Raw genomic sequence first — 11,819 nt, forward strand, 5'->3', positions numbered from 1 at the left:
CCTGCGCTGCGGCCTGGTCTGCTACGACCGCGACTCGGCGGGTGAGGCCCGCCACTTCATCAACCCGGCGGACCTGTAGGGAACAAAGAATCAGCCCCAAGAGGTCGCGTTCCGCCCCACCACCACCCCCAACCCCCAATGGAACGCGACGCGGGAGGGCTTTCCCCGGAAAGCCCTCCCTCCCTGGGGGAGAAAAGGACGAAAACCATGTCGAAGAGCCTGTACATTGCGGCCACCGAGCCCCGGAGCGGCAAGTCGGCAATCCTGCTGGGCGTCATGCAGTTGCTGCGCGCCCACGTCAAGCGGGTGGCCATCTTCCGCCCGATCATCAACGACCCGCTCAAGGACGTCCCGGACCACGACATCGACCTGGCCGTCCGCCACTTCAAGCTCGACATTCCCTACGAGCGGACCCACGCCTACACCCTGAGCGAGGCGCGCCGCCTGCTCAACCAGGGCAAGAAGGCGCTGCTGCTGGAAACCACGCTGAACAAGTTCAAGGAGCTGGAGAAGGAATACGACTTCGTGCTCTGCGAGGGCAGCGACTACATCGGCGAGAACGCGACCCTGGAATACGAGATGAACATCGCCATCATCTCCAACCTGGGCTGCCCGGTCCTGCTGGTGGTCAACGGCTGCGGCCAGGACGAGGCCGACCTCTGCGACACGGCCCAGCGCACCGTGGAGACCTTCGAGCAGCGCGGCCTGGAAATCCTGGGGCTGATCGTCAACCGGGCCGACCCCGACATGCCCGCCACCCTGCTCGACACCATCCGCGAGCGGACCGCGAGCACCCACCCGCTGCTGACATACATCATCCCCGACGACAAGCGGCTGGGCGACCCGACCATCCGCGACGTCATCAAGTGGCTGGACGCCACGGTCCTCTACGGCCACGGCCAGCTCGGCCAGCCCGTGGACAACTTCCTGGTGGCGGCCATGCACATCGCCAACTTTCTCAACTACGTGGCCGAGGGCAGCCTGATCATCACCCCCGGCGACCGTTCGGACATCATCCTGGCCGCCCTGACCTCCCGCCAGTCGTCGGCATACGGCAACATCGCGGGCATGGTCCTGACCGGCGGCATCCAGCCCACCGAAAGCCTGCACCGGCTCATCGAGGGCTGGACCGGCGTGCCCGTGCCCATCCTGAGCGTCAAGGACCACACCTTCCGCACCACCCAGATCCTCCAGGCCCTGCACGGCACCATCGACCCGGAGAACACGGCCAAGATCGCCTCGGCCCTGGCCCTGTTCGAATCCAGGGTGGACACCGAGGAGCTGCGCAAGCGGCTGGTGACCACGGTCTCGCACAAGATCACGCCGTTCATGTTCGAATACAACCTCGTCGAAAAGGCCAAGTCCCGGCGGCAGCGCATAGTCCTGCCCGAGGGGCTGAGCGACCGCGTCCTCCAGGCCGCCGAAATCCTTGTCCGGCGCAACGTGGCCGAGATCATCCTCCTGGGCGACGAGGCGGAGGTGCGCCAGGCCGCGAGCCGCCTGGGCGTGCAACTGGGCGGCGCGCGGATCATCAATCCCACGGAGTCCGACCGGTTCGAGGCGTACGCCACAGCCTACTTCGAGACGCGCAAACACAAGGGCATCCGCATGGAGGACGCCCGCGACCGCATGAGCGACCCCACCTACTACGGGACCATGATGGTCAAGATGGGCGACGCCGACGGCATGGTCTCCGGCTCGGTGACCACCACGGCCCAGACCATCCGCCCGGCCTTCGAGTTCATCAAGACCCGGCCGGGCAGCTCCATCGTCTCCTCGGTTTTCCTGATGTGCATGAACGACAAGGTGGTCTGCTTCGGCGACTGCGCCGTGAATCCCAAGCCGGACGCGGCCCAACTGGCCGAGATCGCCCTGGACTCGGCGGCCACGGCCCGCCTCTTCGGCATCGAGCCTAAGGTGGCCATGCTCTCCTACTCCACCGGCACCTCGGGCAAGGGCGAGGACGTGGAAAAAGTCATCGAGGCCACGGAGCTGGCCAAGAAGCTGGCGGCCGAACGCGGCCTGGACGTGCCCATCGAGGGGCCGCTCCAGTACGACGCCGCCGTGGACCCGGAGGTGGCCCGGACCAAGCTGCCCGACAGCAAGATCGCCGGGCACGCCACGGTCTTCATCTTCCCGGACCTGAACACCGGCAACAACACCTACAAGGCCGTGCAGCGCGCCGTGCCGGACTCCACGGCCATCGGCCCGGTGCTCCAGGGCCTGAACAAGCCCGTCAACGACCTGAGCCGGGGCTGCCGCGTGCGCGACATCGTCAACACCGTGGCCATAACCGCCATCCAGGCCCAGGCGGAAAAGGAGCTCTAGCATGAAGGTACTGGTCATCAACTGCGGCAGCTCGTCCCTCAAGTACCAACTGCGCGACATGGACGATGAATCGGTCCTGGCGAGCGGCGTGGTCGAACGCATCGGCGAGCCCATGGGCCGCATCACCCACACCGAGCTGCCCGAGGCCGACGAGGCCGAGAAGCACGCCGAGGAGAGGCCCATCCCGGACCACGTCGAGGCCATGCGCCTGATGGTGGAAAAGCTACTCGCCCGCGCCGTCTCGTCCCTGGACGAGATCGACGCCATCGGCCACCGGGTGGTCCAGGGCGGCGAGTCCTTCTCCCACCCCGAGCTGGTGGACGACCGGGTGGTGGAGACCATCCGGGCCAACATCCCCCTGGCCCCGGTCCACAGCTCCAACACCACGGGCATCGTGGAGGCGCGCAAGATCTTCGGCGACACGCCCAACGTGGTGGTTTTCGACACCGACTTCCACCTGACCATGCCCGACTACGCGTTCATGTACCCGTTGCCGCTCTCGTTCTACAAGGACCTCAAGGTCCGCAAGTACGGGTTCCACGGCACCTCGCACAAGTACGTGTCGCGCAAGGCCGCGCAGTATCTGGGCAAGGACCCGTCCGAGGTCAACCTCATCACCATCCACCTGGGCAACGGCTGCTCCATGGACGCGGTCAAGGCCGGCAAGTGCGTGGACACCACCATGGGCCTGACCCCCCTGGCCGGGCTGATGATGGGCACCCGCTGCGGCGACATCGACCCCGCCATCCTGCCCTTCCTGGCCAAGCACGCCTCCATGACCCTGGACGAGATCGACGCGGCCATGAACTTCAGGAGCGGCCTGCTCGGCATCAGCGGCACGGGCGACATGCGCGACGTGCACGCCGCCAGGGCCGGGGGCGACGACAACGCCCGCCTGGCCTTCGAGATGTTCGCCTACCGGGTCAAGAAATTCATCGGCTCGTTCCTGGCCGTGCTCGGCACGGTCAACGCCCTGGTCTTCACGGCGGGCATCGGCGAAAACGACGCCGACGTCAGGGCCGAGGCCTGCAAGGGGCTGGAACCGCTCGGCATCCGCATCGACCCAGTGAAGAACGCAAAACGCGCCTCCGGCATACGCGAAATCCAGGCCGACGGCGGCCCGGTGAAGATCCTCATCGTCCCCACCAACGAAGAGCTGGAGATCGCCCGGTCCACCGTGGCCATCGTCCGGCAAAACGCATAGCCGTCCCCCCCGGCGGCGCAAAACCACACAATGGAGACAGTCATGTCCAAGAAAATGAAGACCATGGATGGCAACACCGCCGCGGCGCACGTCGCCTACGCCATGAGCGAGACCGCGGCCATCTACCCGATCACGCCCTCCTCCACCATGGGCGAGATCGCCGACGAATGGGCCTCCCAGGGCCGCCGCAACGTCTTCGGCCAACTGGTCAAGGTGCGCCAGCTCCAGTCCGAGGCGGGCGCGGCGGGCGCGGTCCACGGCGCGCTGGCGGGCGGGTCGCTGACCACCACCTTCACGGCGTCCCAGGGGCTGCTGCTGATGATCCCGAACATGTACAAGATCGCGGGCGAGCTGCTGCCCGGCGTGTTCCACGTCTCGGCCCGCGCCATCGCCGGGCACGCCCTGTCCATCTTCGGCGACCACCAGGACGTCATGGCCTGCCGCCAGACCGGTTTCGCCATGCTCGCCTCGGCCTCGGTCCAGGAGGTCATGGATCTCGCCCTGGTCGCCCACCTCTCGGCCATCGAGGCCTCCCTGCCCTTTGTCAGCTTTTTCGATGGGTTCCGCACCTCCCATGAGATCCAGAAGATCGAGGTCATCGACTACGCGGACATGAAGCCCCTGGTCAACATGGAGAAGATCAAGGCGTTCCGGGCCCGGGCCATGAACCCCGAGACCCCGAACATCCGTGGCACGGCCCAGAACCCGGACATCTATTTCCAGGGCCGCGAGACGGTCAACGCGCTCTACGACGCCGTGCCCGGCATCGTGGAGGAGTACATGAAGAAGGTTTCTGCCCTGACCGGCCGGAGCTACAAGCCCTTCGACTACGTGGGCGCGCCCGATGCGGACCGCGTGGTCGTGGCCATGGGCTCGGCCTGCGAGACCATCGAGGAGGTGGTCAACCAGCTCACGGCCAAGGGCGAGAAGGTCGGCCTGGTCAAGGTCCGGCTCTACCGTCCCTTCTCGGTCGAACGCCTGTTGGACGTGCTGCCCCGGTCCGCCTCCCGGATCACGGTCCTCGACCGGACCAAGGAGCCCGGCGCACTGGGCGACCCGCTCTACCAGGACGTCTGCACCGCCTTCAAGCAGGAGGGCCTCTCCGCCACGGTCCTGGCGGGCCGCTACGGCCTCGGTTCCAAGGAGTTCACCCCGGCCATGGCCAAGGCCGTGTTCGACAACATGGACGCCCCCGCTCCCAGGGAGCACTTCACCGTGGGCATCGTCGACGACGTGACCCACACCTCGCTGCCCGTGGGCAAGACCCTGAACACCACCCCCGAGGGCACGGTCCAGTGCAAGTTCTGGGGCCTGGGGTCCGACGGCACGGTGGGCGCGAACAAGCAGGCCATCAAGATCATCGGCGACAACACCGACATGTACGCCCAGGGCTACTTCGCCTACGACTCCAAGAAATCCGGCGGCATCACCATCTCCCACCTGCGCTTCGGGCACAAACCCATCCAGTCCACCTACCTGGTCACCTCGGCCGATTACGTGGCCTGCCACAACCCGAGCTACGTCCACCTCTACGACGTGCTGGAAGGGATCAAGGACGGTGGGGCCTTCGTGCTCAACTGCGCCTGGACCGCCGCCGACATGGACCGGGAGCTGCCCGCCGCCATGCGCCGGACCATCGCCGAGAAGCACCTCAAGTTCTACACCGTGGACGCGGTGAGGATCGCGGGCGAGGCCGGCCTGGGCGGCCGCATCAACATGGTCATGCAGACCGCGTTCTTCAAGCTGGCCGACGTCATTCCCTTCGACCAGGCCGTGGCCCTGCTCAAGGACGGCATCAAGAAGGCCTACGGCAAGAAGGGCGACAAGATCGTCAACATGAACAACGCCGCCGTGGATAACGCGGTGGACGCCATCGTGGAAATCCCGGTGCCCGATGCCTGGAAGACCCTGGCCGACGACCCGGCCGTGGTCCGCGACGAGCCCGACTACGTGAAGAACGTCATGCGCCCGGTCCTGGCCCAGAAGGGCGACACCCTGCCCGTGTCCGCCTTCAGCCTGGACGGCGCCATGCCCGCCGCCACCGCCAAGTACGAGAAGCGCGGCGTGGCCATCCTTGTGCCCGAGTGGATCAAGGAAAACTGCATCCAGTGCAACCAGTGCGCCTTTGTCTGTCCTCACGCCGCCCTGCGCGCCGTGCTGGCCACGGACGACGAGCTCAAAGGGGCCCCGGCCGCCTTCGAAACGCTGGACGCGACGGGCAAGGACGTCAAGGGGATGCGCTTCCGTCTCCAGGTCAACACCCTGGACTGCCTGGGCTGCGGCAACTGCGCCGACATCTGCCCGGCCAAGGAAAAGGCCCTGGTCATGAAGCCCCTGGCCACCCAGACCGGCGACCAGGTCCCCAACTTCGACTTCGCAGAGACCGTCGCCTACAAGGACGCCTTCAAGCGCGAGTCGGTCAAGGGCTCCCAGTTCCGCCAGCCGCTCATGGAGTTCTCCGGGGCCTGCGCGGGCTGCGGCGAGACGCCCTACGTCAAGGTGCTGACCCAGCTCTTCGGTGAGCGCATGGTCGTGGCCAACGCCACGGGCTGCTCGTCCATCTGGGGCGCGTCGGCCCCCTCCACCCCATACTGCGTGAACCGCGACGGCCACGGCCCGGCCTGGGGCAACTCCCTGTTCGAGGACGCGGCCGAGTTCGGCTTCGGCATCCAGATGGCATACGCCAACCGGCGCGAGCGGCTGGCCCAGCTCGCCCTGGACGCCCTGGAAGCCGGGGTGGACGGCGAGCGGAAGATCGCCCTGGCGGGCTGGCTGGCCAACAAGGACAAGGCCGACGGATCGACCGAATGGGGCGCGAAGCTGAAGGAGGCCCTGCGGGGCGAGACCGACGGCGTGCTCGGCGAGATCGCGGCCATGACCGACCTCTACACCAAGCGCTCGCAGTGGATATTCGGCGGCGACGGCTGGGCCTACGACATCGGCTACGGCGGCCTGGACCACGTCCTGGCTTCGGGCGAGGACATCAACGTCCTGGTGCTCGACACCGAGGTCTACTCCAACACCGGCGGCCAGTCCTCCAAGGCCACGCCCCTCGGCTCGGTGGCCAAGTTCGCGGCCGCGGGCAAGCGCACCGGCAAGAAGGACCTGGGCCGCATGGCCATGACCTACGGCTACGTCTACGTGGCCCAGGTGGCCATGGGCGCGGACAAGAACCAGTTGCTGAAGGCCTTCACCGAGGCCGAGGCCTACCCCGGCCCGTCCCTGGTCATCGCCTACGCCCCCTGCATCAACCAGGGCATCAAGAAGGGCATGGGCAAGACCCAGTTGGAGCAGAAGCTGGCCGTGGCCTCGGGCTACTGGCCGCTCTACCGCTACAACCCGGCGCTGGCCGACCAGGGCAGGAACCCGTTCACCCTGGACTCCAAGGCGCCCGACGGCACCCTCCAGGAATTCCTCTCCGGCGAGAACCGCTACGCCATGCTGGAGAAGTTCCACCCCGAGGCGGCCGAAACCCTGCGCAAGCGCATCGAGGCTGACTACGCCAAGCGGTACGCCCAGTACGAGTACCTGGCCCGTGAGGACGCCGCGCCCGCCCCGGAGGAGCCCCTCCAGGCGTGCGAATCGACCAGCACGGCCGAACATTCCCGTCCCGGCGGAGGCGACGCCTGCGACGACGGACGGTAACCCATAGCTCGTCAGGCCCGGTTTTGGTGACCGCAACTCGCAAGACCACGGCCTCCCCAAGGACCGCATGGACCTGACCGGGTCCCGGCTCCGGCCGGGACCCACCCCGAAGTAAAAGGGGAGACTGCTGCCACAGTCTCCCCTTTTTACACGTGCGGATCGTCGAGCCAAGCCCCGGTCCGATCCTGCTGCGCTCCCTCCACGTCGCCGGATCACGCCGCAAGCCGGGCATGAAAAAAGGGAGGCTGCTGCCACAGCCTCCCTTTCGCCCTCGTGGGCGGAGCTATCGGTTAACGGGCGGAAACGGACTCCGCCTGCACCTCGGTGTACATGAAGTTGCGGACGATGTTGCCCTTGATCTCGACGTTCTGGCCGTTGGCGGCAATCCGCTGCTGGGCCGGATCGGTGATGTAGACCAGCAGTTCGCCGGTGCCGTCGTCGAAGAGATATTCGTTGCCGTTGATGTGCTTGATGACGCGGCCGTCCAGCCGGACGTCGGAATCGACGGCGGAAGCCTTGGCGTCGGACACGGTGGTGGACACCGGGTGGCCGGCGGCCATGCTCTGGGAAGCGGAAAAGGCGAAGGCGGCGACCATGGCCATCACGATCATGAAAGCGGTAAAGTGTCTCATAATTTTATCCCCGAAGTTTTGGTTTTTTGCTCGTCTCGCGGCCGGTCCTCCCCGGTCACGCCTCTTAAGTATCACGTTTTTTTCTTTGCTCAAGAAAAATGTTGAGCCATAATATGCTGTAATTAAATAATTTTTTAAAAAAGTTTGCAAACTGATTGATTGGTTAATCAAAATTGACCGTACGATCAATCAATCCGTTCCCGGCCTCGTGGAAAAGAGCGTCTCCCCCGCCATGGCGTCCGGGGGAGGAAGGGAACGCCCAAAACCGGAAGCCGAACCGGAAAAACCAGGTGAGCGAAGTCGGGGATTCGGGTCGCCGAACCGGGAGCGTCTGGCGCCGGAACCGGAAGAGGCGGACCGCAGGAATGAGACGACAAAAAGAAGCGACCTGACGAACGGCTGCGTCAGGGGAGCGCGGCCCGCCGATGACGGGGCGGCGGGATTGCCTGGGCCGGTCATCGTCCTTGAGCCGGATTCCGCCCTCGCCTCGTGAAAACGGGAGACGGGCCGGATGAAGTGAAAAGCCGCCTCCTTGTTTTCCCGGGTTCTTTTTCCGTCGGCATTATAAATATGAAGATAAAAAGCATAATTGTTACCAAGTCATGAATTATCACGTATGAGACAGAATACGGCCCATCCCAAAAGGCGTCGGCTCCGGGAACGGCCGGGCCGTCCCAAGCCCGGCCGTCCGGAGCGGCCTGCGGCGGTCCGCAACGGAAGGGGACGCTCACGAACAACATGGCGGAACCATGAAAAGAATCGACTGGTGGCTTCTCGATATCCGCAGTTTCCTTTCCACGGTTCTGGTGTTCTCCCTGGCCAGCGGCCTGGCCCTGCACCAGATGTACAAGATCGATGTCGACGCCGAGGGCAAATCCCTGCGCCTGAACGAACAGATGCACAACAACCTTGGCTCCAAGGTCGTCGGCATCGGGCTCAAGGACCTGTTCATCGACCTCCAACTGGCCTCGCACCACGTAGAGCTCCTGAACTACCTGAACGACCGGGACGAAACGAGCTTTCACGACATCCAGAGCGAATTCGTCAGCCTGTGCAACATCAGCAAGGTGTACGACCAGGTCCGCATCCTCGACCTCGACGGCATGGAGCTGATCCGGGTGAACAACAACAATGGCCGTCCGGCGGCCGTCCCGGCCTCGCAACTCCAGGACAAGCGGGACCGCTATTACTTTATCGAGGCGATGAAGCTGGGCAAGGGCGAAATCTACGTCTCCCCCTTTGACCTGAACATTGAGAACGGGGAGCTGGAGCGCCCGCTCAAGCCCATGCTGCGGGTCTGCACGCCGCTCTATGACCAGGCGGGGAAACGGCGCGGCATCATCATCCTCAACTACCTCGGCCAGCGCATCCTCGACGAAGTGGCCAGAGACGCGGGGGAGCGGGACCACACCATGCTCCTGAACATGGACGGCTACTGGCTGCTCTCGCCCGACAAGAGCCAGGAGTGGACCTTCATGTTCGATGACAGGAAATCCGTCTCGTTCGCCGCCCTCCATCCCGAGGCCTGGAAGCGGATCGCCGCCGAGGAGTCCGGGCAGTTCACCACCCCCGAAGGAATCTACACCTTTTCCACCATCCAGGTGACGCCCGGCGCTCACGGCCGGGAAGACGTGAGCGGAAACAGCTTTGTAAGCGTAAATTTTCTTAGCCTCTTCCAATCTTCACCATCTAGCTATCACACCAGTTCTTCAGGGGCAAGATACTGCGGCAACAAGCTTCTTCTCTCATCATCCGACTTCACGCCCGGCAGCTCTTCAAAGAGAAAGTGCAGATATCGCAATGGTTCCAGTCCATTGGCCTTCGCCGTCTCGACCAAGCTGTACAAGGCCGCGCTTGCTGCAGCGCCTCTGGGTGAACCTGAAAAGAGCCAGTTCTTCCGACCAACCGCAAAGGGACGGATGGCGTTTTCGGCCAAATTGTTATCTGGCAGCAAGATTCCGTCTTCAAGATACGTTTCAACTCGTTCCCACTGTCCCAAGGCATAGGCTATAGCCCGCCCGAGAAGGCTTTTGGGCGGCGTGGGCTGTCCCCGCTCCAGAAGCAAGGCCTTTATGGTGTCCATGATCTGACGGGACTGGTTCTGACGCATGGCCAGGATGCGATCCGCATCAAAGCCCGCTTGCCGGGCCTGTTTTTCCAGGCCGTAGAGTTGAGCAATAAGATCGACCACCTCCTGAGCCGTGCCGCGTTTCTTTGTCCCGGACTTGAGCACGTCCATGAATTTGCGTCGCACGTGCGCCATGCAGCCCACATGGATGATGCCCTCCCGCTCTCCCAGTGCGTTGTACCCCGCATAACCGTCGGTTTGCAGGTAGCCTGAAAAATCGCGCACCAACTCCTCGGCAATCTTGCCGGAACGCGAGGGCGAATAATGAAAGAGTACGCCGGGTTTTCCAGGAGGTCCGCCTCGGGCGAGCCACATATACGATTTGCTCGTGTTCTTCCGGCCAGGTTCTTTCAACACCTGCACCGTGGTTTCATCCAGATTCAAGACCGGCCCAGACAGAATCTCTTCGTGCAGAAGGCCCATGATCGGCTCACAAGCCTCGGCGACCCGCAGAGCCCAGCCGCACATGGTGCTCCGGGAAACATCCAGGCCCAACCTGGCGAACATGCGCTCTTGGCGATAAAACGGCAGCCCGTCCACAAACTTGGAAGCCAGGACATAGGCCAGGAGACCAGGTGTGGCGATGCCCTTGGGAATTACCTGCGGCGGCATAGGGGCTATCTTCACGGTGGGGCTGTCGTCCTCCACGCCCTCGCACTCGCGGCAGGCGTACTTGGGCCGGACGTGGCGCACCACCTGAATCTTTGCCGGAATGAAGTCCACCTTTTCGCTGACCTCTTCACCGATGCGGGTCAAAGGAGAGCCGCAGGGGCACGTCTTGTCCTCTTCAGGCAGGTCGTGAACAACTTCCACACGGGGGAAAGTTGGCGGAATGGGACGCCGACCTCTCTTCCTGCGGGTATGGCTGGGCACGGCGACGGTGCTGTCGTCGGCTTTCAGAAACTCAGCAGCAACAGCCTCCGCCTCGTCAAACAACGAATACTGCCGTTCATTGGCATTGGGCTTGGCTCGACGTTCCGAAGTCGCCGCATGAATGACGGCCTTGAGCCACCGGACCTGCTCCTGCAACTCGGAAATGTATTCGTCCCGGTCGGCAAGGATGGCTTTCAAAGCCTTGGGATCATTTGGCAGGACTGCGTTGCTCATGGAGGTTTTTTACATATAATATACTGAAATGTAAAGATAATAGTCAAAAAATAGTCGAATATTTCAGACTCGGATGGCCCTGCATCCGCGTGGGGTCGAGTCCTTCAAGGAGCCACGAAAGCTCACGTGCCCCAAGCTCCAGGGCCTGCTCCCTGGACTCGGGCCAAAAGAAGCGATGCTTCTCCAACCGCTTCTGCCATAGACAAAACCCGTTGCGATCCCAGTAGAGGATTTTGATGAGCGTCCGGCTTTTGTTGCAAAAGACGAACAGCTGCCCGCTGAAAACATCCATCTCTGGAAGACCGGCGACAAGGAGGGACAGGCCGTTGACGGCCTTGCGCAAATCAGTTGAGCCCAGCACGAGGTAGACCCGTGTGTTTGAATGCAGGATCATGCGAACCGGCCAAGGGTTTCAAGGAGCTTGACGAGGGTGCCCTGGCAAAAGTCGCCTGCCAGCTCTACCTGGTAGCCTGAAGCATGCAAAATGATCGGTTGCTGGATTTCCTTGACCGTGATCTGCTGAACCGGAATCGCAACGATGTCCGGCGTGTTGCCGGAAACATCTTCGCTTTGCTCTAGGAAACGCCGCTTCCAGTGATAAAACGCGCCTGCCGAAAGCTTATGTCTGCGGCAGTATTCGGCTTGCGTCAGCTTGCTCGCACGCCAACCATCGACATGCTTACGCCAAAAATCGGCTGAACGGTGCTTCTTCTGTTGTCGGGATGCCTTGGCCATGAATTCTCCTCCTTGATCTGAAGGGCATCATGGCATTGAT

7 protein-coding genes are annotated in these 11,819 nt (G+C 63.4%); 3 read left to right on the forward strand and 4 right to left on the reverse strand.

Going from position 1 to position 11,819, the window contains the following annotated elements:
• The first annotated feature begins 207 nt into the window (after positions 1–207).
• The 3 genes from pta to nifJ are packed head-to-tail and all read left to right on the forward strand — an operon-like array spanning position 208 to position 7,177.
• Positions 208–2,328 carry a phosphate acetyltransferase gene (gene pta / locus PHP91_RS06365; RefSeq protein WP_300138545.1) on the forward strand — a complete coding sequence of 707 codons (2,121 nt, stop codon included), beginning with the start codon at positions 208–210 and terminating at the stop codon, positions 2,326–2,328.
• 1 nt (position 2,329) lies between these two features.
• Positions 2,330–3,532: an acetate kinase gene (locus PHP91_RS06370; protein ID WP_300138548.1), complete on the forward strand. Its 1,203-nt coding sequence runs from the start codon at positions 2,330–2,332 to the stop codon at positions 3,530–3,532.
• A gap of 42 nt (positions 3,533–3,574) precedes the next feature.
• Complete coding sequence (gene nifJ / locus PHP91_RS06375; RefSeq protein WP_300138551.1) at positions 3,575–7,177, forward strand: pyruvate:ferredoxin (flavodoxin) oxidoreductase; 3,603 nt, start codon at positions 3,575–3,577, stop codon at positions 7,175–7,177.
• 290 nt (positions 7,178–7,467) lie between these two features.
• Here the strand turns inward: nifJ and PHP91_RS06380 are convergent, their stop codons facing one another.
• The 4 genes from PHP91_RS06380 to PHP91_RS06395 form a co-directional block, all read right to left on the reverse strand.
• Positions 7,468–7,809, reverse strand: coding sequence for a NirD/YgiW/YdeI family stress tolerance protein (locus PHP91_RS06380; RefSeq protein WP_300138554.1), 342 nt, complete (start codon positions 7,807–7,809; stop codon positions 7,468–7,470).
• 1,696 nt (positions 7,810–9,505) lie between these two features.
• Positions 9,506–11,044 (reverse strand): IS66 family transposase, encoded by a 1,539-nt coding sequence (locus PHP91_RS06385; protein ID WP_300138557.1) that lies wholly within the window; start codon positions 11,042–11,044, stop codon positions 9,506–9,508.
• A gap of 43 nt (positions 11,045–11,087) precedes the next feature.
• Positions 11,088–11,438: an IS66 family insertion sequence element accessory protein TnpB gene (tnpB, locus tag PHP91_RS06390; protein ID WP_028588654.1), complete on the reverse strand. Its 351-nt coding sequence runs from the start codon at positions 11,436–11,438 to the stop codon at positions 11,088–11,090.
• Positions 11,435–11,779: a hypothetical protein gene (locus PHP91_RS06395; protein ID WP_156939755.1), complete on the reverse strand. Its 345-nt coding sequence runs from the start codon at positions 11,777–11,779 to the stop codon at positions 11,435–11,437. The genes tnpB and PHP91_RS06395 overlap by 4 nt, the downstream gene beginning before the upstream one ends.
• Between the last annotated feature and the right edge of the window lie 40 nt (positions 11,780–11,819).

This window comes from Pseudodesulfovibrio sp. (genome assembly GCF_028692895.1).
GTDB lineage: Bacteria > Desulfobacterota > Desulfovibrionia > Desulfovibrionales > Desulfovibrionaceae > Pseudodesulfovibrio.

What these genes read in the sequence shown, in the direction of transcription:
- pta (WP_300138545.1), top strand. Translation starts at nt 208, where the DNA reads ATGTCGAAGAGCCTGTACATTGCGGCCACCGAGCCCCGGAGCGGCAAG.
- PHP91_RS06370 (WP_300138548.1), top strand. Translation starts at nt 2,330, where the DNA reads ATGAAGGTACTGGTCATCAACTGCGGCAGCTCGTCCCTCAAGTACCAA.
- nifJ (WP_300138551.1), top strand. Translation starts at nt 3,575, where the DNA reads ATGTCCAAGAAAATGAAGACCATGGATGGCAACACCGCCGCGGCGCAC.
- PHP91_RS06380 (WP_300138554.1), bottom strand. Translation starts at nt 7,809, where the DNA reads ATGAGACACTTTACCGCTTTCATGATCGTGATGGCCATGGTCGCCGCC.
- PHP91_RS06385 (WP_300138557.1), bottom strand. Translation starts at nt 11,044, where the DNA reads ATGAGCAACGCAGTCCTGCCAAATGATCCCAAGGCTTTGAAAGCCATC.
- tnpB (WP_028588654.1), bottom strand. Translation starts at nt 11,438, where the DNA reads ATGATCCTGCATTCAAACACACGGGTCTACCTCGTGCTGGGCTCAACT.
- PHP91_RS06395 (WP_156939755.1), bottom strand. Translation starts at nt 11,779, where the DNA reads ATGGCCAAGGCATCCCGACAACAGAAGAAGCACCGTTCAGCCGATTTT.